26 protein-coding genes are annotated in these 23804 nt (G+C 66.3%); 16 read left to right on the top strand and 10 right to left on the bottom strand.

Annotated features, from left to right (window positions below; translation table 11 throughout):
• The first annotated feature begins 158 nt into the window (after positions 1 to 158).
• Complete coding sequence (locus A6M56_RS01870; RefSeq protein WP_257983859.1) at positions 159 to 281, top strand: hypothetical protein; 123 nt, start codon at positions 159 to 161, stop codon at positions 279 to 281.
• On the opposite strand, the gene A6M56_RS01865 is transcribed toward A6M56_RS01870, so the two are convergent.
• Positions 282 to 806 (bottom strand): cupin domain-containing protein, encoded by a 525-nt coding sequence (locus tag A6M56_RS01865; protein ID WP_045218348.1) that lies wholly within the window; start codon positions 804 to 806, stop codon positions 282 to 284. It abuts the gene before it with no gap.
• 203 nt (positions 807 to 1009) lie between these two features.
• Between A6M56_RS01865 and A6M56_RS01860 the strand changes: the two genes are divergently transcribed.
• Positions 1010 to 1582 (top strand): DUF4337 domain-containing protein, encoded by a 573-nt coding sequence (locus A6M56_RS01860; protein WP_102079335.1) that lies wholly within the window; start codon positions 1010 to 1012, stop codon positions 1580 to 1582.
• A gap of 98 nt (positions 1583 to 1680) precedes the next feature.
• Entirely contained in the window at positions 1681 to 2598 is a 918-nt protein-coding gene (locus A6M56_RS01855) for a LysR family transcriptional regulator (RefSeq protein ID WP_045220258.1), read from the top strand.
• 32 nt (positions 2599 to 2630) lie between these two features.
• On the opposite strand, the gene A6M56_RS01850 is transcribed toward A6M56_RS01855, so the two are convergent.
• On the bottom strand, positions 2631 to 3413 hold the full coding sequence (locus tag A6M56_RS01850) for a substrate-binding domain-containing protein (RefSeq protein WP_062738268.1): 783 nt from the start codon (positions 3411 to 3413) through the stop codon (positions 2631 to 2633).
• Positions 3414 to 3845: 432 nt separating this feature from the next.
• Here A6M56_RS01850 and imuA point away from each other — a divergent pair, with 432 nt between their 5' ends.
• The 5 genes from imuA (at position 3846) to A6M56_RS01825 (ending at position 11860) form a co-directional block, all read left to right on the top strand.
• Complete coding sequence (gene imuA / locus A6M56_RS01845) at positions 3846 to 4742, top strand: translesion DNA synthesis-associated protein ImuA (RefSeq protein WP_373271731.1); 897 nt, start codon at positions 3846 to 3848, stop codon at positions 4740 to 4742.
• A complete protein-coding gene (locus tag A6M56_RS01840; protein ID WP_062738192.1) occupies positions 4675 to 6252 on the top strand; it encodes a Y-family DNA polymerase in 1578 nt (525 codons plus the stop codon). Before imuA ends, A6M56_RS01840 begins: the two co-directional genes overlap by 68 nt.
• 7 nt (positions 6253 to 6259) lie before the next feature.
• Positions 6260 to 9490, top strand: coding sequence for an error-prone DNA polymerase (locus A6M56_RS01835; protein ID WP_102079337.1), 3231 nt, complete (start codon positions 6260 to 6262; stop codon positions 9488 to 9490).
• 539 nt (positions 9491 to 10029) lie between these two features.
• Positions 10030 to 10569, top strand: a complete 540-nt coding sequence (locus A6M56_RS01830; protein WP_102079338.1) for a helix-turn-helix domain-containing protein — start codon at positions 10030 to 10032, stop codon at positions 10567 to 10569.
• A 142-nt stretch (positions 10570 to 10711) separates the two neighbouring features.
• Positions 10712 to 11860, top strand: a complete 1149-nt coding sequence (locus A6M56_RS01825; protein WP_062738194.1) for an SLC13 family permease — start codon at positions 10712 to 10714, stop codon at positions 11858 to 11860.
• Between the two features lie 79 nt (positions 11861 to 11939).
• Here A6M56_RS01825 and fusA read toward each other — a convergent pair whose 3' ends face one another.
• Together fusA and A6M56_RS01815 are read right to left on the bottom strand one after the other, a co-directional pair.
• On the bottom strand, positions 11940 to 14042 hold the full coding sequence (fusA, locus tag A6M56_RS01820; protein ID WP_045218337.1) for an elongation factor G: 2103 nt from the start codon (positions 14040 to 14042) through the stop codon (positions 11940 to 11942).
• Positions 14043 to 14166: 124 nt separating this feature from the next.
• Positions 14167 to 14904: a Crp/Fnr family transcriptional regulator gene (locus tag A6M56_RS01815; RefSeq protein WP_102079468.1), complete on the bottom strand. Its 738-nt coding sequence runs from the start codon at positions 14902 to 14904 to the stop codon at positions 14167 to 14169.
• 148 nt (positions 14905 to 15052) lie between these two features.
• Here A6M56_RS01815 and A6M56_RS01810 point away from each other — a divergent pair, with 148 nt between their 5' ends.
• The gene (locus A6M56_RS01810) at positions 15053 to 15586 is read left to right on the top strand and encodes an Mpo1 family 2-hydroxy fatty acid dioxygenase (protein WP_045220254.1); all 534 of its coding nucleotides are present in this window, start codon (positions 15053 to 15055) and stop codon (positions 15584 to 15586) included.
• 15 nt (positions 15587 to 15601) lie between these two features.
• Here the strand turns inward: A6M56_RS01810 and A6M56_RS01805 are convergent, their stop codons facing one another.
• Together A6M56_RS01805 and fdxA are read right to left on the bottom strand one after the other, a co-directional pair.
• Positions 15602 to 16426: a crotonase/enoyl-CoA hydratase family protein gene (locus tag A6M56_RS01805; RefSeq protein ID WP_062738195.1), complete on the bottom strand. Its 825-nt coding sequence runs from the start codon at positions 16424 to 16426 to the stop codon at positions 15602 to 15604.
• Between the two features lie 20 nt (positions 16427 to 16446).
• On the bottom strand, positions 16447 to 16797 hold the full coding sequence (gene fdxA / locus A6M56_RS01800) for a ferredoxin FdxA (protein WP_045218331.1): 351 nt from the start codon (positions 16795 to 16797) through the stop codon (positions 16447 to 16449).
• Between the two features lie 44 nt (positions 16798 to 16841).
• On the opposite strand from fdxA, the gene A6M56_RS01795 reads away from it, so the two are divergent.
• A complete protein-coding gene (locus A6M56_RS01795; RefSeq protein ID WP_308304149.1) occupies positions 16842 to 18776 on the top strand; it encodes a methyl-accepting chemotaxis protein in 1935 nt (644 codons plus the stop codon).
• 228 nt (positions 18777 to 19004) lie between these two features.
• Here the strand turns inward: A6M56_RS01795 and A6M56_RS01790 are convergent, their stop codons facing one another.
• Positions 19005 to 19301, bottom strand: a complete 297-nt coding sequence (locus tag A6M56_RS01790) for a hypothetical protein (protein WP_062738197.1) — start codon at positions 19299 to 19301, stop codon at positions 19005 to 19007.
• Between the two features lie 331 nt (positions 19302 to 19632).
• On the bottom strand, positions 19633 to 19809 hold the full coding sequence (locus A6M56_RS01785; RefSeq protein ID WP_164491300.1) for a hypothetical protein: 177 nt from the start codon (positions 19807 to 19809) through the stop codon (positions 19633 to 19635).
• Between A6M56_RS01785 and A6M56_RS01780 the strand changes: the two genes are divergently transcribed.
• Positions 19798 to 20334, top strand: coding sequence for a LysR substrate-binding domain-containing protein (locus tag A6M56_RS01780; RefSeq protein ID WP_257983860.1), 537 nt, complete (start codon positions 19798 to 19800; stop codon positions 20332 to 20334). The genes A6M56_RS01785 and A6M56_RS01780 overlap by 12 nt on opposite strands.
• A gap of 45 nt (positions 20335 to 20379) precedes the next feature.
• Here A6M56_RS01780 and A6M56_RS01775 read toward each other — a convergent pair whose 3' ends face one another.
• Entirely contained in the window at positions 20380 to 20706 is a 327-nt protein-coding gene (locus tag A6M56_RS01775) for a hypothetical protein (RefSeq protein WP_045218325.1), read from the bottom strand.
• A gap of 331 nt (positions 20707 to 21037) precedes the next feature.
• Positions 21038 to 21241, bottom strand: coding sequence for a cold-shock protein (locus A6M56_RS01770; protein ID WP_045218323.1), 204 nt, complete (start codon positions 21239 to 21241; stop codon positions 21038 to 21040).
• A 346-nt stretch (positions 21242 to 21587) separates the two neighbouring features.
• Between A6M56_RS01770 and A6M56_RS01765 the strand changes: the two genes are divergently transcribed.
• From A6M56_RS01765 to A6M56_RS01745, 5 genes are all read left to right on the top strand, one after another.
• Positions 21588 to 21761 (top strand): hypothetical protein, encoded by a 174-nt coding sequence (locus tag A6M56_RS01765; protein WP_157774011.1) that lies wholly within the window; start codon positions 21588 to 21590, stop codon positions 21759 to 21761.
• Positions 21762 to 21934: 173 nt separating this feature from the next.
• Positions 21935 to 22165: an isochorismatase gene (locus A6M56_RS01760; protein ID WP_082076350.1), complete on the top strand. Its 231-nt coding sequence runs from the start codon at positions 21935 to 21937 to the stop codon at positions 22163 to 22165.
• A gap of 60 nt (positions 22166 to 22225) precedes the next feature.
• Positions 22226 to 22480 (top strand): hypothetical protein, encoded by a 255-nt coding sequence (locus A6M56_RS01755; RefSeq protein WP_045218321.1) that lies wholly within the window; start codon positions 22226 to 22228, stop codon positions 22478 to 22480.
• A gap of 99 nt (positions 22481 to 22579) precedes the next feature.
• Entirely contained in the window at positions 22580 to 22792 is a 213-nt protein-coding gene (locus A6M56_RS01750) for a hypothetical protein (protein ID WP_062738199.1), read from the top strand.
• A 96-nt stretch (positions 22793 to 22888) separates the two neighbouring features.
• Positions 22889 to 23767, top strand: coding sequence for a lysophospholipid acyltransferase family protein (locus A6M56_RS01745; protein ID WP_045218316.1), 879 nt, complete (start codon positions 22889 to 22891; stop codon positions 23765 to 23767).
• The last annotated feature ends 37 nt before the right edge of the window (positions 23768 to 23804 follow it).

Raw genomic sequence — 23804 nt, 5'->3', positions numbered from 1 at the left:
CCCCACGATCAAGCGGCGCACGATGCCCACCCGCCGGCCCGCGCCGTGAATAGCGCCCCAGAAGGGGTCGTGCTCGTGCAATGGCTGCGCGCACTTGCCTCATAGACTGGAAATGCGCCGATCGCACCCGAGCGGCGCGGCCGGGATGGGAGGGAGAGATGTCCACCACAGCAGCCAACTGGATCGTCGTGCTCAGCTGCGCGTACATGGAGTACAGCACCTGGCGCGGCATGAGCGTTTATCGCCGCACGGTCGACTATGACAACGTGGTCTGGTGCTGATCAGCGCACGGGCCGCGGCAGCAGCCTCCGGATCAACCCGTCATGCGCCGAATGATCTGCCAGCAGCACATGGCCTGTCGCGTGATCGGCCAGCTCGAACTCACTGAACTCGAAGCCCGGGGCCACCGTGCAGCTGACCAGGGCATAGCCGTGTTCGCCCGGTACCCGCTCGGCGGCAAACCAGCGGCGCGCCGGCACCACCGCGTGGTACACCGCCACCTCGTCCTCGGCCGCATGGCCCAGGCGATGCGTGCGCACCGTACCGTCGTCTTCCAACACATGCACATTGAGCGAGTCACCCGCATGGAAGTACCACACCTCATCCGACTGGATCCGATGCCAGGCGGAATATGCATCATCGGCCAGCAGGTAATGGATGACGGTGGCAGCCGCACGTTCGACGGCAGGGATGCCTCGCTGGACGCGCTCCTGACTGCGATAGGTTTCGCGATAGAAGCCACCTTCCGGGTGCGGTTCGAGACCGAGGCGGGCGATGAGGCGTTGGGCGGCGGGCGTGAGGGGCATGGTGAAGTGAGGCTGTCCTGAAGGCAGAAAACGGCCACTGCAGTATTGCAGAAGACGGTCGGCCCGCGCGGCGCTCCCGGCCACCCGATCCGTTGGACAATTGCATCGCGGGCGTTGCCTTTGCGCACGAGTCGATGCATTGTGTCGCGCACGCCCGACGGGCCGCATGACAATGCCAGAACGGAAAAAAAAGGGGAGCCAACATGTCCGAAGGATTCCATGTGCATGGGGCGCACGATCACGTGCTCGAACACGCCGCCGAGACCGGCCACGCCGACAGCTTTGCCGGCCGCATTGCCGTCATGACGGCGATTCTCTCAACGGCCGGCGCCATCTTCGGCTACCAGGGCGGCGCCACGCAGAATGCCGCGCTGCTGGCCAAGAACGAGGCAGCCATCCACAAGACCGAAGCCGCCAACCGATGGGCCTACTACCAGGCCAAGGGGCAGAAGCAGGCCATCGCCGAGCTGACTGCGCAATTGCCGGGGGCTGACCAGGTCGCCGCCCGGCGCGAGGCGCAGCGCTATGCCACCGAGAAGGAAGACATCCGCCGCCAGGCCGAAGACCAGGAGCGCCTCGCCAGGGAAGCCGACGAGGCGAGCGAGCGTGCCGTGCACCATCACCACCGGTGGGCGCAGGCGGTGGTCGCCATCCAGGTGTCGATTGCGCTGGCCGCCATCACACTGCTGTCGCGCCGACGCTGGATGCAGGTGCTTTCGTATGGCGTGGGCGCGGTCGGGGGCGTTCTGGCGGTGCTGGCGCTCCTGCATATCTAGGGCCTCAGCCAGCCGAGCAGTCTGCAACCGCGCTACCGGGCCCGGGCCGTGCGCTGGATGCTGCAAAATGCTCCGCATCTGAAATGCGGAGCACGCTCGTGGGGATCAACTTTGACTTGACGGACTTACAGGCGTTTCGCGCGGTCGTCGAGCTGGGGAGCTTTCGCAAGGCGGCGGAGGCCGTCAGCATTTCCCAGCCCGCGTTGAGCCGCCGGATCGACAAGCTTGAGAGCGCGCTCGGCGTGCCGCTGTTCGAGCGCACCACACGCAGCGTGACGCTCACCACCGTCGGCCGCGTGTTCGCCCGCAGCGCTGAACAGCTGCTCGACGATCTCGACGCAGCGCTATTGGGGATCCGCGATGTGGCATCGAGCCGCCTGGGCCACGTGACCATCGCGTGTGTGCCTTCGGTGGCCTATTACTTCCTGCCGAGCCTCATTGCGAGCTATCACCGCCGGTTTCCGCGCATCCGGGTGAAGCTGCTGGATGCGAGTGCGAATGAGGTGCTTGGGGCTGTCATCAGCGGCGAGGCCGACTTTGGCGTGAGCTTCATGGGCAGCCAGGAGCCGGGGATCGAGTTCAAGCTGCTGCTGCAGGAGCGCTTCGTGGCGGCATGCCGTCGCGATCATCCTCTCGCGCGCAAGAAGCGCGTGACGTGGAGTGAACTCTACGAGCACGACTACGTGTCGGTCGACAAGACCTCCGGCAACCGCCTGTTGCTCGACCAGGCACTTTCTGCGGTGGTGCCGCATGCGTCCAGCGTTTGCGAGACGCGGCACGTCACCACTTTGCTCGGGTTGGTGGAAGCGGGGCTCGGCGTTGCCGCGGTACCGTCGATGGCCATGCCCGGGCGCGATCATCCCATCCTCACGAGCGTCCCGCTTGTCGAGCCGGCCGTGCAGCGGCGCGTGGGCATCATCAAGCGCCGCGGGCGCCCGCTCACACCGGCGGCGCAAGCGTTCTACCGCACCATCGTCGAAGCCCGGCGCAGTACCGCCGCGAGACGCGACGCGTAGCAAGATCGCCCGGCCGGCGAGGGTGGGCCTTCTCAATGCGCGGGCACGGAATCGAGTCCCGTCGATTTCACCTCCGCCTGCACAGCGGGCGAGGCGAGATAGTCGAGCAGCGCCTTGGCTTCCTTCGGATGCTGCGCGCCCACCGGGATGCCGGCGGCAAAGCGCGTGACGGACTGCAGCGGCTCCGGAATCTTCCCGACGAAGCTCACCCCCTGCACGGGCAGCAGTTCGCTCACCTGCTGAAAGCCGATTTCGTAGTCGCCGCTGGCTACCACCGAGGCCACCGGAATGCGCGGAATCATCTTGGCCTTCGTTTTGACCTGCGCTTCAATGCCGAGCTTCCTGAACAGCTCGCGCTCGATATAGACGCCGCTGGCGCTGTCCGAATAGGCGATCGACTTGGCGTGCAGCAGCGCTTGCCGCAGGGCCTCGGGTGAGCTGATGTCGGGCTTTGCCGCGCCTTCGCGCACGACCATGCCGATGCGCGAGTCGGCCAGTTCCACGCGCGAATCCGGGATGACCTTGCCTTGCTTGATCAGCTCGTCAAGCGCGTAGCCCACCATGATGACGGCGTCGGCGGGCTCGCCGCGCGCGAGCCGGTTCGGAATGGCTTCGGGCGATTTGCCCATCGATGGGCCGAGTTCGGTATGCAGCGTGTTGCCGGTCTGGGAGGCAAACTTCGGCCCCAGCAGCTTGTAGGCGGCGGTGAAGCCGCCGGAGGTCATGACGTGCAGATCGGCGGCCTGCACGTTTGCCGTCGCGGCCGAGGTGGCGAGGAGCGCGGTTGCGCAGAGCTTCAGAAGCAGGTGTTTCATGGTGGCGTCGTGCGGGTCGTATCGATGGTGAGCCAGCAAGGCAGGGCTGGGCGTTGGCAATGTTCGCCGGGAAGGCCGCAGACGATAAGTGCAATTTTGGAAACGATTGATGTTCTGGGGTTATCAATCGGCAGACGCCGATGGGGCGGCGGCGGTGGCCTGGAGGAATCGGTCGGCGGCGGGAAAAAGTTGTGCTTCTGTATATCCAAGCGGTCGTTACCGGCCCTGTGACGTATGCGGATGTAGTGAACCGGACCGAGACGGTGTAGCATACGAATACTGTATATCCATCCAGTTATCCTGGGCTGGTGGAGCTAAGTGGATACCCAACCTATCCATACAGTATTTAAGCGATTCGCCTTGCCGTCCGCCATGTTTGCGTCCTCCCCGTCTCTTTCCTTTGCCGAAGCCGTGGCAGAACGTCCGCCCGCGATGGGGCCCGTGACGTGCGGGCCACGCCGGCCCGCATCGAATGGCCGGGCCATCCCGGCACCCGAGACGCTGCACCCGGCCCTGTGGCGCGCGGGCAGCCTCGCTCGGGGCGGCGGTCGCGTGCTGGCCACCGGTTATGACGCGCTCAATGCCGAGCTGCCCGGTGGCGGCTGGCCGCTTGGCGGCATGACAGAGCTGCTGTGCCCGCAACCCGGTATCGGTGAATGCCGATTGCTGCGCCCGGCCTTGTCTACGTTATGCAGCGGGGCAGGCCGCATCGCCCTGGTCGGACCGCCGTATCTGCCCAACGCGGTGCGCCTGGTGGGGTGGGGTTTCTCTCCCGAACAGATCGTCTGGGTGCGTGCCGACAAGCCTGCCGACCTGCTGTGGGCCACGGAACAGATCGTGCGCAGCCAGGCGTTTGGAGGCGTGCTGATCTGGCTGAACCAGGTGCGTCCCGGGGCGCTGCGCCGGCTGCAGGTGCTGGCCCAGGCGGGCGAGAGTGCCATCTGGGTATTCCGGCCCGTGCAGGCGTTGCGCGAGTCGTCGCCGGCAGTGCTGCGGCTGGGGCTGGAACCTGCGGGCGACGATGCCCTGGCGGTCCATTTTCACAAGCGGCGCGGGCCGGTGCGTGAGACGCCGCTGCTGCTGCCGCTGGCCGATCCGCTGCGTGCCGGCCGCGCTTCCGTGCGCCCTGTGCCTGCGCTGCCTGCCGAAACGTTCACCATGGATCCGGCCACGGCCGCGTTGCTGGCCGCACTGTCGTCTCCATCGTCTTCCGCCGCGTTCGATGCCTTGTCGGACGCTTCTGATCAGGACACCTCCGATCATGCCGTTCTGGATCGCGGTGCATCTGCCCCGTCTGCCGCTCGACGCACTTCGGCCCCGGTGGTCTGACCCGGCTGCGCTGCCCTTGCCCGTGATGGTGCTGGAGCAGGAGCGCGTGGTGTCGGCCAACCGCCTGGCGATGCGCGAGGGCATTCGGCCCGGATTGCGCCGGGCTGGCGCGCAGGCGCTGGTGCCGCACGCGGTGCAGCTGGAGCGCGATCCGGCGGCCGAGGCGCGGCTGCTGCAATCGCTGGCGCTGGCGCTGCTGGCTTTCACTCCGCATGTCACGCTGGATGTGGCGGACGAATCCACGGTGCTGCTGGAGGTGGAGGCCAGCTTGCGGCTGTTTGGCGGCCATCGGGCGTTGTGCCGGGCGGTGAAGTATTGCGCGTTCCGGCTGGGCGCGATGCCGCAGCTGGGCACCGGCCCCACGGCGCGCGGTGCGGCGTGGCTTGCCAGCACGCGTCCCGCGTCGGTGCGCGGGCGTCGCCGCATGGCCATGCGTTCGGGCTGGGCGCGGCGGGCGGTGCGGCTGGAGCGCATGTCTGCACTGCTGGATCGATTGTCGGTCGATGCGGTGGCGCGCCTGACGCGGCCTGATTGGCTCGAGGGGCTCGGCTGCCGCACGTTGGCCGATTTGCGCGATTTGCCGCGCAGCGGCCTGCGCCGCCGTTGCGGGCCGCGGCTGGTCGACGCGCTCGATGCCGCATACGGCACCGGACACGAGAGTTTCACGTGGTTTGCCGCACCGCTGCGCTTTGACGTGCCGCTGGAACTGCCGGGCCGCATCGACAGTGCGGAAGGCGTGCTGGCGGCTTCTGAGCAACTGTTGCTGCAACTGGTCGGCTGGCTGTCGGCGCATCAGCTGGGCGCCAAGACATATCGCCTGACGCTGGAACACGAACGCCGGCGCGGCCGGGACAGCGCGGATGCCGACGCCTCCACGCCCATCGAGATCGCGCTGGCACAGCCGGTTCGCACGCTGGCGCACCTGTCGCGCGTTCTGCACGAGCGCGTGCACCGGCTGACGCTGATCGCTCCGGTGGTCGAGCTGCGTCTGACGGTGATCGACGCCACACCGCTCGCAGCGCCCACGGCATCGCTGTTTCCCGAGCCGGGCGGGCGCGCCGAAGACGCCGCTCGCCTGATCGACACGCTCATCGCGCGGTTGGGCGCTGGCAACGTCCGCCACCCGCAGCCGTGTGCCGACCACCGTCCCGAGCGCGCCAACCACTGGGTCGAGGTGAACGCCGCCACCACCGCGCAGAGCCGTGCCGCCGCGCGCCAGGCGCTGGCGCAATGGCATGCCCAGCAGCCGGAGCGGCCGCTGTGGTTGCTGCAGACGCCGATCCCGTTGCTCACGCGCAAGCACTATCCGTATTACCGCGGCCCCCTGCGGCTGGTATCGATGCCCGAGCGCATTGAATCCGGCTGGTGGGACGACGCCCTCATCAAGCGCGATTACTTCATCGCCGAAGGGGAGGGCGGCGTGCGGTATTGGCTCTACCGCGAACGTGTTTCTGCCGCCCAGGCCGGCGAGGAGGATGCCCGCTGGTATCTGCACGGCCTGTTCGGCTAGGTGTGCCATGGCTGCTTCCTCGTCTGTTCCCATCGGCCTGCCCGACTATGCAGAGCTGCATTGCATCAGCAACTTCACGTTCCTGACCGGCGCCTCGCACCCGCAGGAACTGGTGGAGCGTGCCCAGGAGTTCGGCTACCAGGCGCTTGCGCTGACGGACGAATGCTCCGTGGCCGGCACGGTGCGCGCGCACATGGAAGCCAAGGAGCGCGGGTTCAAGCTCATCATCGGCAGCCGGTTCACCGTGCGTGATGCGCAAGGCGAACCCTGGCTGCGGCTGGTGCTGCTGGCGCAGGACATCGAAGGCTACGGCAACCTGTGCGAAGTCATTACGCAGGCCCGGCTGGCCGCGCCCAAAGGCGAATACCGCCTGTATGCCGACGACCTGGCCGCACCGAAGGGCGACCTGGCCCACTTGCGCGGCGTGCCGCATTGCCTGGCCATCCTGCTGCCTGACTACGACCCCGACCCGCAGCACCTGCTGGCCCAGACGCTGTGGTGCCAGCGCGTGTTCGGCGACCGGCTGTCGCTTGCGCTGGAGATGCCGCTGCGCCACGCCGACGATCGCCATCGCGGCACGGTGGCTGCGGTGTCGGAGCAGACGGACGTGCCCATGGTGGCCACCGGCGGCGTGCAGATGCACACACGCCGGCGCAAGCCGCTGCATGACGTGCTGACCGCCATCCGCCTGTCCAAGCCGCTGGCCGAATGCGGGCTTGAGCTCGCTCCCAGCGCCGAGCAAGCCATGCGCACGCGCATGCAGCTCGGCTTTTTCTATCGGGACGAACGCGGCGAGCGGGCGTTGCAGCGTTCAGTGGAGCTGGCGCGTCTGTGCACGTTCGCCCTCGACGAAATCGAATACGAATACCCCAGCGAGGTCGTGCCAGAAGGCATGACGCCGGCGCAATACCTGCGGGCCGAAGTGGAGGCGGGCGCCGTCTCGCGGTATCCGAAGGGCATTCCGGGCAAGGTGCGCGAACAGATCGAGGAAGAGCTCGGGCTGATTTCGGAGCTGCGCTACGAGCCGTTCTTCCTCACTGTCTATGACGTGGTGAAGTTTGCCCGCAGCCAGGGCATTCTTTGCCAGGGACGCGGCTCGGCGGCCAACTCGGCGGTGTGCTACTGCTTGGGCATTACCGAGGTCAACCCGGAAAGCGGCAACACGCTGTTTGCGCGTTTTCTCTCACGTGCACGCAACGAACCGCCCGACATCGACGTCGACTTCGAACACCAGCGCCGCGAAGAAGTCATCCAGTACATCTACGAAAAATACGGCGTGACGCGCACCGCGCTGGCGGCCGCGCTCATCACGTACCGCACGCGCAGTGCGTTGCGCGACGTGGGCCGGGCGCTCGGCATCGATCTGGGCATCATCGAGCAGGTGGCCAAGGGGCAGGCGTGGTGGGACAGCCGCAAGGAATTCGCCCAGCGGGCGGGGCAGCAGGGGTTGGATCCGGAATCGCCGCTGGTGCAGCGCTGGGCCGAGCTTGTGAGCCAGCTGTACGGGTTTCCGCGGCACCTGTCGCAGCACGTGGGCGGATTCGTGATTGCGCAGGGCAAGCTTTCGCGCCTGGTGCCGATCGAGAACGCGGCCATGGAAAACCGCCGCGTCATCCAGTGGGACAAAAACGACCTTGAATCGCTGCGCCTGCTGAAGGTGGATGTGCTGGCGCTCGGCATGCTGACCGCCATCCGCCGCACGCTCGACATGCTCGATGGGCTGCCGGGCAGGCGCGAGCGTTATGGCGCAACGGGCAAGCTCGCCATGCAGAACATCCGCGATGAGGACAAAAAAACCTACGAGATGATCTGCCGCGCCGACACCATCGGCGTGTTCCAGATCGAGTCGCGCGCGCAGCAGTCGATGCTGCCGCGCTTGCGCCCGCAGACGTACTACGACCTGGTGATCCAGGTGGCCATCGTGCGCCCGGGGCCGATCCAGGGCGGCATGGTGCATCCGTACCTGCAACGGCGCGAAGCCATGCGCAACGGGCAGACCGACTGCGTGACGTACCCGGGCAAGGAGGTGGAGGGGGTGCTCAAGCGCACCCTCGGGGTGCCGATCTTCCAGGAACAGGTCATGCAGATCGCCATCGACGCCGCCGATTTCACCCCCGATGAGGCCGATCGCCTGCGCCGCGACATGGCGGCCTGGAAGCGCAAGGGCAATCTCACGCAACATCAGGAGCGGCTGCTCAGGGTGATGGTGGAAGAGAAGGGCTATGACCGCGCGTTCGTCAAATCGCTGTGCGATCAGATGGAGGGCTTTGCCGAATACGGCTTTCCTGAAAGCCATGCGGCGGGTTTCGCCAAGCTGGCTTACCTCAGCAGCTATCTGAAGTGCCACGAGCCGGCGGCGTTCTTTGCCGCGCTGCTCAACAGCCAGCCGATGGGGTTCTATTCGCCGTCGCAACTGGTGCAGGCAGCGCGCCGCAGCCATGTGCGCGTACTGCCGGTGGACGTCACGGCCAGCGTGTGGGACAGCACCTTGCACCCCCGCGCCGATGGCGATGGCAGCGGGCAGCCCGACATCCGCCTGGGCTTGAACCGCATCCGCGGCATGCGCAAGCCGGCCGCCGAACGTATCGAAGCCGCGCGCGCCCAGGCCCCATTCACCAGCGTGGAGGATCTGGCCCACCGTGCGGCGCTGGATCGCCACGACCTGAACGTGCTGGCTGCGGCGAACGCGCTCAAGCCGCTGGCCGGGCATCGCCGCCAGGCGCTGTGGCAGACGCTCGCGCTGCAAGAGCCCGGCCGCGATCACGCGCTGCTGCGCCAGGCCCGCCCCGTGGAGGCGCCGCTCGTGCTGCCCGCGCCGCCCATTGGGGAGGAGGTGATGGCCGATTACGGCAGCCTGGGCTTGTCTTTGCAAAGCCATCCCCTGAGCCTGCTGCGCGAGCGGTTGACGCGCATGCGCTTTGCCACCGCCGCCACGCTGGCCGGTTACCGCAACGGGCAGCTCGCGCGCGCCTGCGGCCTCGTCACCGTGCGCCAGCGGCCGGGCACCGCCAACGGCACGATCTTCGTCTCCATCGAGGACGAAACCGGCGCCATCAACGTCATCCTCTGGCCACACCTGATCGAGCGGCAGCGCCGCGAAGTGCTGCATGCCCAGCTGCTCGGGGTGTACGGCAAATGGCAATGCGAGCGCGAGACCCGGCATCTCGTCGCCCAGCATCTGGTGGATCTGACCCCACTTCTCGGGCGCCTGGCCACCTCCAGCCGCGATTTCCACTGAGCCGGCACCTCGTCGGCCGCCGGGTTCCATTCCAACTGGCCGCAGCGTCACCTCCGGCACGGCAATTGCGTGACGGAAGACGCGCGCAGCCCTCCGGCCATGACGCAGGCGGCGCAGGCGGTCACCTATCGCCCCGCCCCTCCAATTGGCGGATAGGGCAAGCGCGGATCGACGAATTGCGGTGTAGGTGCAAGGATTTGCGCTGGAAACGTCACAAAAGCGGCAGGCCAAGCGCAGTCCGCAGCATCTTCCGGGGAACCGACACTCCCGGCGCCTTGTCACCATAAGCACGGGCGGCGAGATGCGCTTTCATCACGCGTCGATGTTGGGTGCAGTCGAAATTACGTCTACTCTGTAGAAAACACATCACGGAGGCTGCCCGGAAACGTGTGCAACGGCGTGCATACGCAACATTGCCGCTGCTGCCATGCTGTAGACCGCGGACAAAGGTGACCCACCCGGCCCGCATATTTTTTTCAGCCCATCGTTCGGGGGTCCAACCCGGCGGTGTTTCCCATCTCAGGTGCAGGAGCGAACAGATGGAACAGCCCTTCAAGCAGTTGCACAGTCTGCGCAAGTCGCGCAAGCTCAAACAGGAAGATGTCGCCAAGATGGCCGGTATCTCCCGCGAAGCGTATCTGCGCGCGGAATCCGGCCGTGCCGATCCCCGCCTGTCGACGCTGATGGCCGTGGCGGGCGCGCTGGGGCTGGAAGTCGTTCTGGCGCCGCGCGAGGCCGTGGCTGAGATCGAACGCGTGATCGCCAGCCACCCGACCCAGCCGCTGCAAGGCAGCGGCGCGGGCGATGCCGGCCAGGATCGCTCCGAGCATGGCTCGATGGGCGGCACCGGCGGTGGGCATGGCCTGGCGGGGCAGTATCGCGGGCCGGAGCGCCATCCGCAGTCGGCCTATCATCCGGGCGCCGCGCACAGTCAGGCCGGCCAGCAGGGCGCGCCGCATGCGGGCAGCATGGAAGACCGCTCGCGCATGACTACGTCCACTTCCGACCGGCCGGGTGCCGGCGGGGCGTCGGGCAGTTCGGACCGTCCGGGATCGGGTTCGGGCTCGCGCGAATCGTAAGCCCGCTCCCCAGCACGGGGCCGGCGCGCATGTACGCCGGCCCCGTGCGCTTGAGCGCCCTAGGCGAGCGCACGTAGAATCGGTGCGGCAAGCCGCGCCCGGCGGCTTGTGTCCTGTTGCGCCAACGTTTTCTTCCTACTGCATGCACGGCGATTCCTTCCGCACGCCTACCGCGTCACACCATCCGCCGTTCTGGCATACCCTCAAGCAAGACGTTTTCTTCTGGTGGCTGCTGGCCATCTGCGGCGTGCTGACGCTCGCCGCGCCGCGCCGCATTGTCGAGTATCCGGCGCTGGTCGACTGGCACACCATCGCCGCCCTGGGCGGGCTGCTCATCCTGACCAAGGCCGTGGAAGCCAGCGGCATGCTGCAACTGCTCGGCCGGCGTCTCGTCGATGTGGCCAGCAGCGAGCGGGTGCTGGCGCTCAGTCTGGTCGGCGCATCCGCCGTGCTGTCGACGGTGCTGACCAACGACGTGGCGTTGTTCGTGATCGTGCCGCTCACCGTCGGGTTGCGGCAAGTGGCGACGCTGCCGGTGACGCGGCTGGTGATTTTCGAGGCGCTGGCCGTCAACGCCGGCTCGGCCCTCACGCCGATCGGCAATCCGCAGAACCTGTTCCTGTGGCACCAGTCGGGCTTGTCATTTGGCGCCTTCGTCTGGCAAATGGCGCCCATGGTGGCGTTGCTTACGGTGCTGCTGCTCGCGGCCACGTGGCTGGCGTTTGCCCCGCACACGATCCGTCTGCACGCCGGGGCCGGCGACGTCGATGTGCACAGGCGCCTGCTGCTGCCCGCACTCGTGCTGTACGTGCCGTTTCTGGTCTTGACCGATCTCGGCTACCCGGTTGTGGCGCTGGCCGGGCTCGTGGTGCTGTATCTGCTCGGCGCGCGCTATGTGCTGGCCCGCGTGGACTGGGGGCTGCTCCTGGTGTTCGTGCTGATGTTCATCGACCTGCGGCTGGTGGCGCAACTCGGCGTGGTGCGGCAGGGCCTCGATGCGCTGGCACTCGGCAACCCGATGCACCTGTACTGGGCCGGCATCGGCGTGTCGCAACTCATCAGCAACGTGCCGGCGGCGATCCTGCTGGCCGAGTATTCGCACGACTGGCCGATCATCGCGTTTGCCGTGAGCGTGGGCGGCTTCGGCACGCTGATCGGGTCGCTGGCAAACCTGATTGCCCTGCGCATGCTGGGCGAGCGGCGCGCGTGGTGGTTGTTCCACGCGTATTCGATGCCGTTCCTGGCGGTGGCGGCCGGCGCGGTGTACGCGTGGCTCACCTGGGTGCGCTGACACGCCGCAATGAAAGCGCGCAAGGAAAACGGCCACCCGAAGGTGGCCGTTTCTTTTCGGATGGCGCAGACGTGAGGTGTTACACCTTCTTGGCCGCCATCACCGCTTCGGACACATTGCGCGGCGCCTCGGCGTAGTGCTTGAACTCCATCGTGTAGGTCGCGCGGCCTTGCGAGAGCGAGCGCAGGTTCGTCGAGTAGCCGAACATCTCCGCCAGCGGCACCTCGGCGTGGACGACCTTGCCGCCGCCGCCCGGAATGTCTTCCGTGCCCTGCACCATGCCGCGACGCGACGACAGATCGCCGATGACGTTGCCCATGTAGTCTTCGGGCGTTTCCACTTCCACGGCCATCATCGGCTCCAGCAGCACGGGGCCCGCCTTGCGCATCGCTTCCTTGAACGCCATGGAGCCGGCCATGCGGAACGCGTTTTCGTTCGAATCGACGTCGTGGTACGAGCCGAAGGTCAGGCGCACCTTCACGTCCACCACCGGGTAGCCGGCCAGCACGCCAGTGTTGAGCGTGTCGCGAATGCCCTTGTCCACGGCCGGGATGAACTCGCGCGGAATCACGCCGCCCTTGATCTCGTCGACGAACTCGTAGCCCTTGCCCGGGTTCGGCTCCAGCGTGATGACCGCGTGGCCGTACTGGCCGCGCCCGCCCGACTGCTTGACGAACTTGCCTTCGACGTCCTCCGCCGTCTTGGTGATGGTCTCGCGGTACGCCACCTGCGGCTTGCCGACGGTAGCCTCCACGCCAAACTCGCGCTTCATGCGGTCGACCAGGATTTCGAGGTGCAGCTCGCCCATGCCCGAGATGATGGTCTGGCCGGATTCCTCATCGGTCTTCACGCGGAACGACGGGTCTTCCTGCGCCAGGCGGTTCAGCGCCAGGCTCATCTTTTCCTGGTCGCCCTTGGTCTTGGGCTCCACGGCCTGGCTGATGACTGGCTCGGGGAATTCCATGCGTTCGAGCACGATGATGTGCTCGGGATCGCAGAGGGTTTCTCCGGTGGTCACGTCCTTCAGGCCGACGGCGGCGGCGATGTCGCCGGCCAGCACTTCCTTGATCTCTTCGCGCTGGTTGGCGTGCATCTGCAGGATGCGACCGAGGCGCTCCTTCTTCTGCTTGACGGAGTTGTAGACCGTGTCCCCCGAGTTGATCTTGCCCGAATAGACGCGGAAGAACGCCAACTGGCCGACGAACGGGTCGGTCATGATCTTGAAGGCCAGCGCGGAGAACGGCTCGTTGTCGCTGGCATGGCGCTCAAGCTCTTCATCCTTCTCGCCGTGGCCCTTGATGGCGGGAATGTCCACCGGCGAGGGCAGGTAGTCGACCACCGCGTCGAGCATGGCCTGCACGCCCTTGTTCTTGAACGCGGAGCCGCACAGCATCGGCTGGATTTCGCCGGCGATGGTGCGCTTGCGCAGCGCACGCTTGATCTCTTCTTCGGTGAGCTCTTCGCCGCCCAGGTATTTGTTCAGCAGCTCTTCATCGGCCTCGGCGGCGGCCTCGACCATTTTTTCGCGCCATTCCTGCGCAACGGGCAGCAGTGCCGGGTCGATGTCGGTGTACTCGAACTTCACCCCCTGCGAGGCGTCGTCCCACAGGATCTCCTTCATCTTCACGAGGTCGACCACGCCGCGGAAACCGTCTTCCGCCCCCACGGGAATCTGGATGGGCACGGGGTTGCCTTTCAGGCGCTCGCGCATCTGCCGCTCGACGCGGAAGAAATCTGCACCGATGCGGTCCATCTTGTTGACGAACGCGATGCGCGGCACCTTGTACTTGTTGGCCTGGCGCCAGACGGTTTCGGACTGCGGCTGCACCCCGCCCACTGAGTCGTAGACCATGCAGGCGCCGTCGAGCACGCGCATGGAACGCTCCACCTCGATGGTGAAGTCGACGTGGCCCGGGGTGTCGATGATGTTGATGCGGTGTTCGGGGTAGTTGCCGGCCATGCCGCGCCACATGCAGTGCGTGGCCGCCGACGTGATCGTGATGCCGCGCTCCTGCTCCTGCTCCATCCAGTCCATGGTGGCGGCGCCGTCATGCACCTCGCCTATCTTGTGGTTGACCCCCGTGTAGAACAGGATGCGCTCGGTGGTGGTGGTTTTGCCGGCGTCGATGTGCGCCGAGATGCCGATGTTGCGATAGCGCTCGATGGGGGTCTGGCGGGGCATGATGGTTCTCTTCGAGAAAGGCTCGCATCGCCGATTCCGCACCATGCAGAACGGCGATGTGCGAGTGGGAACACATTATAGGAGGGGTCCTATCCCACCGCATGTAGGGGCATTGGGCGAAATTTCAGCCCCTCGCCCATTCGTAGGACAGCGCGCGCAGGCCGGCCGGATCGAGCAGTTCGATGCCGCCATAGGCGACGTGGATGAGGCCCCGCGCCTGGAAATCCTTCAGGACCTGGTTGACCGTCTGGCGTGACAGCGCCAGCAGTTGCGCCAGTTGCTCCTGTGGCACATGCAGCACGCGGCGCGTGCCCAGGCGCAGGTCGCCGTAGCCCTCGGCCATCAGCAGCAGGCGGCGGGCCACGCGGACGGGTGCCGGGAGCAGGGCGGTCTCCTCGAGCACGGTGAAGGTCAGGCGCAGCTTGTGGGTCAGCAGTAGCGCGAATGCCTGCAGCAGCGCAGGCATGCTGTCCAGCAGCGCCGTCAGCGGGGCCTGCGGTATGTGGAGCAACGTCGTGTTGGCGTCGGCCCGGGCGTCGTGCGTGCGCGGCTGGCGGTCGAACACGCCGATCTCGCCAAACCAGTTGACGGGTTCCAGCACCGCCAGCAGCGCTTCGCGGCCATCCGGGCTCGTCGCGCCGATGTGGATGGTGCCTTCCACCACGCAGTACAGGCCGTCGGGCGGGTCGCCGCGCCGGAAGAGCAGGGTGCCGGCGGCCAGGCGCCGCACGGTCGCCACACGCAGCAGCGCGTCCTGTGCCGGCGCGCCGAGTCCGCCAAACCAGCTGCTCGCCTGCAGGCGTTCACGGTACGAGGCGGCATCCGGGGTGGAGGGGGCGCAGGGCGCGGCGGAGCGGTCCATGCGGGCCAGCATTAGAGGGGCGTTTCAGGAACGCGGATTTGTCGGCTACGTGACAGAGTGCCGCCGCCTCCGCTGACTAAGATGAAACGATCATAACGAGGGCGCAATTGCGGCGTCCATGCTGCAAACGCACAAAACGGAGACCATCATGCGCAGCCTGTCCGACCATCTTTCCAACTACGCGGCGTATCACCAGGACAGCCGCAATATCGCCACCCACTTCGTTGGCATTCCGGCGATCGTGCTCGCGGTGGCGGTGTTGCTCTCGCGCCCGGCTTTTGCCGAATGGGCGGGCGTGGCCGTGACGCCGGCGCTCATCCTGCTGGCGCTCGTGACGGTGTTCTATCTGCGCCTGGATGCGGCGTTTGGCGTGGTCATGTTCGTGCTGATCGGCGCGTGTGTCTGGGTGGGCGGCCACGTGGCGGCGCATTCGACAGCGGCGTGGCTGTCGGTGGGTATCGGCCTGTTCGTGATCGGCTGGATCATCCAGTTTGTCGGCCACTACTACGAGGGGCGCAAGCCGGCATTCGTCGACGACCTGGCCGGCCTGGTGATCGGCCCGCTGTTCCTGGTGGCCGAGACGGCGTTTGCGATGGGTTGGCGTGCGCCGTTGCGCGACGAGGTGGTCAGCCGCTCGCGTGCGATGCGGGCGGCGTTGGGCGGCAAGCACGCCGCCGCCTGAGCGCGTCAGCCCCGTTTATTGGCCTTCGGGCACCGCGGCCGGCTGGAAGACCGGTGCGCGCTGCTCCATGCCCGCTCGCACGGCTTCGCGCTGGTTCGCGCTCCCGATCAGCCGATCCTGTTCCGCCGATTCCGCCAACAGGATGGCAGCCGTGTCGCCGTCTTCGGCCACGCGCATGAGGCGCTTGGCAGCGCGGATGGCGTCGGGGCTCTTCTGCGCAATCTCCCGTGCGGCCGCCAGCGCGGCAGCACGCGGATCGTCCACGACGTGCGTCGCCAGGCCCAGCGCGCATGCTTCTTCGCCGTTGACGATGCGGCCGCTGTAGATCAGCTCGCGCAGGCGGTCGGGCCGTACCAGGCCGCGCGTGAGTGCCATGCCGCCCATGTCGGGCACCAGGCCCCATTTGATCTCCATGATGGACAGCCGCGTGTCGGCCGCCACGTAGCGCACGTCGGCACCCAGCGCGATCTGCAGCCCGCCTCCATACGCGACACCATGGACCGCGGCCAGCACGGGCACCGGCAGGTCGCGCCACACGGTGCAGGCGTACTGCGGCAGATTGGCCGCGCCGTGTGTGCGTCTGGCGAGGCGGCCATCGCTGCTGACACCGGCGTCGCCGCTGCCGAGGCTCGCCATGCTGCCCATGTCGAGGCCTGCGCAAAATGCACGCCCTTCGCCGGACAGCACCACGGCGCGCACGTCCCGCGCGTTCAGCAGGCGCTGCCCCGTGGCGACCAGCGCCTCGAACATGGCCGGATCGATGGCGTTCATCTTCTCCGGCCGATTCAGGCGGACTTCCGCCACGCCGGCCTCGATGGTGAGCAGGATGCGTTCAGTCATGAAGTGGTTCTCGTGCAGGATCAGCGTTGAACATGTTCGGGGTCGATGACGAGCGCGTCGCGCTTGTCCTTGATCTGCGCCCAATGGGCGTGGCCGGGCAAGGGGGCCTGCACCTTCGTCAGGCGCGGCCAATCGGCGCGTTGCGACAGTTCGGCATTCAATGCGATGAACGCCTGCTGGTCGGCCGGCACCTCGGCCTGCGGATAGATGGCGCCGACGGGGCATTCCGGCGCGCAGATCGAGCAGTCGATGCACTCGTCCGGGTCGATCACCAGAAAGTTGGGGCCGGCGTGAAAGCAGTCCATCGGGCAGACGGCCACGCAATCGGTGTACTTGCACTGGATGCAGGATTCGGTGACGACGTAAGGCATGACAGCGGGGGTGTGTAAGACCGGTTCGAGAGCGGCCCAAAATTATGCAGCATCGCGACATCGCGACCGTGCCTCCGCGCCGATCCCGCGCCCCGCACGCGAGAACGACGAACGCGCGGCGCTCGACCGCCCCCTTTGAAAGAGAGAAGCCCAAAGCGCTCGTACCCCCCGCAAGTGGGGTGTGTTTCCTCCGCTTTCGCTCGATAAACGAGAAGAACAAAAACCCGCTCCAGACGATGGTTTTTGGGCGCACATCAGGGCAGTGCGCGCTTGTTTGCCGTCCTCGCTTTTTTTTTCTGGGCATCGCGTGGTTTGTGCTGCCGCGACAAACCGACCTTCCGGACTGGAATAGCTCGACGAAGCATCGCCCCAAGACGTACACCCCCACCGGCCAGGTGTGGCCAAATGGAACGGAAGACATACAATTCATCAGCAACATGAGAATCGGCAAGCGCCTCGCCCTGGGCTTTGCCGTCGTCCTTGCATTCTCCATCGTCATCACGGCCATCGCGATCTGGCGTCTCGACAGTGCCTCCACGGCAACGCGCGAGATGATGAATGAGCCGCTGCTCAAGGAACGCCTGATGGGCGACTGGTATGCCAATCTGGCCGCCGGAATCCGTCGCACCATCGCCATTGCAAAGAGCTCCGACCCCGCATTGGGACCATATTTCGCGGTGGAGGTGGCTGCCTCGTCAAAGAGCTCGGGGGAGTACCAGAAGAAGGTGGAAGCCCTGCTGTCCAGCGACGAAGAGAAAAGGCTCTTTGCCCGGATCGGTGAACTGCGAAAGGTCTACCTGAGCGCCCGTGATTCGATCAACAAGGCCAAGGCCGGGGGCGACGCCGAAGAGGCGCAGCGCATTCTCGACCAGGTCTTCGTGCCGGGCGCCAACGCGTATCAAGACACCATGCGCCAGCTTGTCGAGGTGCAGCGGCGCACCATCGACGATGCCGCGAAGAAGATCGACGCTGACTCGGCAAGGAGCCGGACCCTGCTGATGGTGCTGGAAGGGTTGATCCTGACGATGGGCATCGCCTTTGCGTATTTCCTGACGCTCAGCATCACGCGGCCGTTGCATGCGGCGGTGGGCATCGCCAGCCGGGTGGCAGAAGGCGATCTCTCGACTGTGGTCGCAGCCAAGTCGACGGATGAAACCGGCAGGCTGCTCCAGGCCTTGGCAGACATGACGGCACAGCTGGTCGGCACGGTCGGGAGTATCCGCGTGGCCAGCGAGTCGGTTGCAGGGGCGGCTGGCCAGATTGCGGCGGGCAATATGGATCTGTCCACGCGCACTGAGGAACAGGCGGCTTCGATCGAAGAGACCGCCGCCAGCACGACGGAACTCACCGAAGCCGTCAAGCGGAATGCCGACAACGCGCGTGAAGCGACGTCGCTCGCGGCCAGCGCAAGAGGCATGACGGAAACCGGGCGCGCCGAAGTGGCCGCGATGGTGAAGACGGTCGAAGAGGTGAACGCGGCCTCAAAGAAGATTGCCGAGATCACCGGAATGATTGAGGGCATTGCATTCCAGACGAACATCCTCGCACTCAACGCAGCCGTGGAGGCGGCGCGCGCAGGCGAACAGGGCAGGGGGTTTGCAGTGGTGGCCGGCGAAGTCCGGTCGCTCGCGCAGCGGGCATCTGGCGCCGCGAAGGAGGTCAAGGCGTTGATCGAGGCATCGACGGGCAAGGTTCAGCTCAGCGCAGAGCAGGCCGCTGGCGTGAACGCAGCGATGACTCGCGTCAGCACCGCGATCGAAGGGGTATCGAGCATCATTGCCGAGATCGCGGCGGCGTCCGACGAGCAAAGCAGAAACCTGGCGCAAGTGAGCCAGGCCATCAGCCAGATCGATCAGGTGACACAGCAGAATGCTGCGCTGGTCGAGGAGTCCGCTGCAGCCGCACAGGCGATGCAGGAACAGTCTGGCAACCTCCGGCGTGCTGTGAGCGTCTTCAGGTTGGGGGCTGGGCAGGGCTGAACTCTCACAGCGCGGTCTGGGCACCGTTCCTGCATGGCTGGATCGGTCTTCTTGGGCGCTGGCGCACGCGGCTCATGTCGGCGCGCGCTGCGAGCGCCGTGGTCCTACCACCGTGCCTCGATCCAGTCCGACATCTGGGCCCACTCCGCGCTGAACTGGACGGCGCGGCACGGTGCCCGGCTTGACGGTCTCTCGGCAGAGCAGGGCGCTGTACCCAACGAAGCCACGTCACGGCTCGCGCAACGGGCACACCAGGGACGCCAGCAACAGCGCGGCAGCAGCCAGGAGCAGCGCTCTCACGCCGGCGCCCGTTTGGCCGCCCGTCACTGCCCACGCCAGGAACGACAGGCATGCCGCGCCGGCCACAGCCATCGACACGGCAAAAGGCGTGCTTTGCCGCCATGTCACCGCGCGAGTGCGAATCTGGCGGAGGGTGTCCGCCGTGGCGCGATAGAAAAGCCACCCCATGCCGAGGAAGAGGAAGGTGGCGCAACTCCATAAAGGCAGGTTGTTTGTCACCGTCATACCGGCAGGCTCAATGTGAGACCGGAACCGGGCCGGCTGCGTGCGCGCCGCTGGAGGGCGGCTGCGGGGGCGGCCGGCCCCGCGTCAATACACACTGCGGCGGTAGATGGGGAGGGGGAGGGCGTTTTTCAAGTCTTCCGTGCCTTCAGGTAAAACGTCCGCCACCGTCCACCTGCAGGGTTTCAGCGCACCCGTAGCGATTGTCCAATGGAAACGCGATGGCGACTCCGACCCGTTCCGGTTGCCCACCCCCTGTCGCCCAGAGGCCGGCAGCAACGGGGACGCGTATTCCCATTCCGGCGCGCCGAGGTGCGTGAATCCGCGTTCACGGCTACAGCGTCGGCGGACGTAGGCCTTCGTCGAGCCCGGATTCGCTGCAACGTGTACCGGTGCCAGGGCCGAACACCACGGCGCTGAGCAGTGCCAGCGCGGCAGCGCCGATGGCGCCGTACAGCATCACCAGGCCAAAACCGTGCCTGACCGGACGGTGGACCTGGTGGAAGAACACATCGATCTCGCCGTGCGCATCGGCGAACTGCCCGGCAGCACGACGCTCGTGGCACGACGCCTCGGCGTTCAGGATCTGAGCATCGGCGCCGCGCCGTCATACCTGGCACGGCACGGTACGCCCGTCGCGTTCGATGATTTTGCGCAGCACGTGGGCATTGCGTATTTGCGCGACGGTGTGGTGTCACCGAGGCGCGTGCGGGACGCGGACGGCGTCGAGCGCGAGCTGCCGGTCAAACGGCAGTTGAGCCTCGATGATGTCCAGGCGATCGCGGGTGCCGGCGTCGCCGGCCTGGGGCTCGTGCAGTTGCCGTGCTGGCTGCTGACGCACTATGTGGACACGGGCCAGCTCGTAACCGTGAGGGAGCGCTGCGGCGTGCGGCCGATGGACGTCCACGCGGTATGGCCCAGGACGCCCTATCTTCCGCTGAAGACGCGTTGCGCGATCGATGCGCTGGCTGCGGACATTCCCCGGATGATTCTCCCACGAGCGGGCCCGGGCAACGGGCTGCGCGCCATGCAATGAACGCGCGTGCTCTGTCCCCGGTCGACGGCTTTCGCCGCGAATCCGTTATGAATCCACCCCCAACTGATCGACGGTGATCACGAGCGTCCGGTCTCCGTGGTCGGTCTGGGCAAGCAGGCCGAGCTGCGTCCGCAGAACACGATCGAGCATGCACTGGAGTTGGCAGAGATCCTGCCGATCGGCGCACGTCAGCCGGTTCATGACATCGTGCGTGAATGCGATCGTGAGTGTTCTCACACGCCAGATGCGGCTGCCGAGTTCAGGCACCTGCCAGTTTGCCGCCAGCACACCGGGGCTGGTGTTCCAGGTCTGCACGTCCTGCCCGGTAATTTCATCGAGCACGGGTTTGGTGAAGGCGACAAGGTCGAGCATCACGGATCTCCATGGCTGACATCGCGAGCCGGCGCATCAGTGGCGGGCGTTGATATGTGGAACTGGCAAGGAGGGCGGCGAGGGGCCCGAACCCGCGAGGGGCCGCCGAAGCCGGCGGATCACCCGTGTCGCGCGAACATGCTGTCGTGCGACGCAGGCGTGGCCGGGCGCGCCGGGTCGCTGTCCCACTCTACTCCCATCCGTGCATCGCGGCGTGATGGTGTTCGCATGTGCAGAGGCGCGCCGCATGCGCAAGCGCGCAAGTGCGCCCGTGTGCGCAGACGAAAAAAAACCCCGCGTGGCGGGGTTTCTTATCGGTGTGCGCGACGGATCAGATCACTTCGATCTTGGTCGCCACCGGGCCTTTCTGGCCTGCGCCTTGCACGAAGCGCACTTTCTGCCCTTCTTGAAGCGACTTGAAGCCGCTGCCCTGAACTTCGGAGAAGTGCGCGAACAGATCGTTGCCGCCCGCATCCGGGGAGATGAAGCCGAAGCCCTTCGAGTCGTTGAACCACTTGACGATACCGGTTTCCATGTTGGATATCCTTAAATGTTCTGGATGAGCCCGTGCTCACCAGGCATGACGATCAAGGAAGGAACAAAGAGAAACAGGTGCCGCTTGCGTGACAACCCAGAACATCGGAGTAACTGCTTGAAAAGCCTGCGAGGGCAAGATGTACCGCTATCGCGCGGCTCTGTCAACAAAAAACGCAGATTCAACGCGAAAAGATGTACGAATGTGGATATGGGGGCGCTTTGCCGCTGCTGCATGTTGCCCAGGCACCGCGGCCGTTGCACACCGGGGAACGGCATCGTTCGATCGCTACGGACCGGGCTAGCCTGGCTGAACCGGCTGGAGGCGGTGGCTGCCAGAAGCTGTTATGATGCGCAACCTTTTCCCGCTTCTGGAATCGAGCGGGCCGGGGGCCGGGCAAGACAAGACGACGTGGCCCTGGCCGTCCGTCGGGCGTACACCCGAATCGTCCTGGGCGACGCAGCCCACCAACCACCAGACCGGCGGTGAATCCGCTCCGTATCCGGCGCGCATGTACTAGGCGCCCGCATGCGCAGGTACGGTCATCTCGCCGCCAATGGCCGACGGTCTGCACCCGCGTGCATGACACACCGGCATTGGCCCCACCCATCGTGGCGTACGTCATCGGCAAGACGTGGTCCGCCTAGCCGCACCACGCGTGCCTTGAACGTTCGCCCGAAACCCGGCAGTGCATTGAACAAAGTCCTTTCCCCCTACACGGTATCCGTGTACCCCATTGAGCAAGAACCAGGCGTCTGGTTTGCCACCTACCTCATCAGTGAATACAGCGACGGCATGGAGCGCATCCTCGCCAACGTCTCGATGCGCCACAACGTCCACGGCACCGAAGCCCTCGCAAGACATGCGGCCCGGACTGCAGGAAGAGCAGCCGTTGCACGGCTGACGCCCCGTCGCACGATTTGAGCGCGAGCGCCGCCAGCCGGCAGGCGCCCCACCAACGAAGTCAACGAGAAGGAAATCCCCATGTCTGTCAGCGATGAATGGGAAGAACTGCATCTGACGCCCGACGGCTGGAAAGCGGGCAGCTACCGACACGAGCCGGGCGATGCCGTCATCGTCGAGCCGCCGGTCAACGATGTGCTGACCGTGCGCAGGCATGTGGCTGCCGTGTATGGCGGCCCGTCGCGCGTGACCGAAGACAGAACGCCGCGCACCGATGACATGCCCGTGATCGAGCAACTGTTGCTGAAGTACGGTGCGCCCGCCTTTAGCGTCTGAACCAAAGGCGATGTGGACCAACATGTTCGCATCCGATACCCGGGCGCAGCTGCCAGCCCTCGCGGCGGCGGCACTGCGTCATTTGAGAGACACATTGGCATGACACTCTGCCGCGCTTGCCGCGCCATTGAAATCCATCGGGCCGGTGCGTCAGGCCATGCCTTCCTGACGATCACCGATACCCAGCGCATCAAACCATCCAAGGCAGCGGCCGTCACGGTGAGCACGTTTACATGCCGCACGTGCGGCGCGGGCTGGACGTATCGCGAAGGCAAGAACGCCGCCGAACCGGGATGGTCGCTCGATCAGTAGCGGCGTTCATTGACCCGCGGCCCTTTGCCGACCTGGCCGAGGTCTCGGCCCACGCTTGGCGATGCGTCAGGCTGTCCACTCCAGGAGTGCTTCACCATGCTTGACCGTTCCCAGTTCAGCCAGCGCGCATTGCCTGTGCTCTTGCGGCTGTTCTCGTCGCTGCCGCTGCCCGTGGTTCACGGCATCGGACGCGCGGTCGGCCGCATGATCTATGCCGTGCCGGGCGGATATCGCCGCCACGTGCAGCGCAATGCCGCCCAGGCGGGCTTCCGTGAGCCGCGCTTTGCACGGCAGGCCGCCGCAGAAACCGGCGCGATGATGAGCGAGCTTGCGCGCGTCTGGTTCCAGAGCGATGCATGCATGGCCCAGGTGGTCTGCGAGGACTGGAGCGTCATCGAGCAAGCCCTGGCCGAGCGCAACGGGCTCATCATGCTCACGCCCCATCTTGGCTGCTTTGAGCTTGCTGCACGCTATGCGGCGCAACGCATTCCGTTGACGGTCATGTTCCGCCCGCACCGCAAGGCCATGCTGCGCGGCCTGCTCGACGCCGTGCGCGCAACGTCGAACCTGACCACGGTGCCGGCAACATCGCAAGGCGTGCGCTCGTTCGTGCGCGCATTGCGCCAGGGCAACGCGGTCGGCCTTCTTCCGGATCAGGCCCCGAAAGGCGAGGGCGTATGGGTGCCGTTCTTCGGTCGGCCTGCGTACACCATGACGCTGCCGGGCAAGCTTGCGCAGCAGACAAACGCCGCCCTGATCATCGCCGCCGGCGAGCGCCTGCCCGGCGGGCGCGGATGGCGGATGCACGTCCGGCGACTGACCGGGCCGCTGCCCGAGGATGCCGAGGCCCAGGCCGCGTGGATCAATGCGGAAATGGAAGAGATGGTCAGGCGTTTTCCGCAGCAATACCTGTGGGGCTACAACCGCTATAAGGTGCCCGCGGGCGCGCCAGCTGTTCCCGCCGGCACGGCATAGGCGGATCGCGCCATTCACGCATGGCGGGCCGCCGCAA

Origin of the sequence: Ralstonia sp. RL (assembly GCF_001683835.1) — a bacterium.
GTDB lineage: Bacteria > Pseudomonadota > Gammaproteobacteria > Burkholderiales > Burkholderiaceae > Ralstonia > Ralstonia mannitolilytica.
This window is presented reverse-complemented; position numbering and strand designations above follow the sequence as displayed.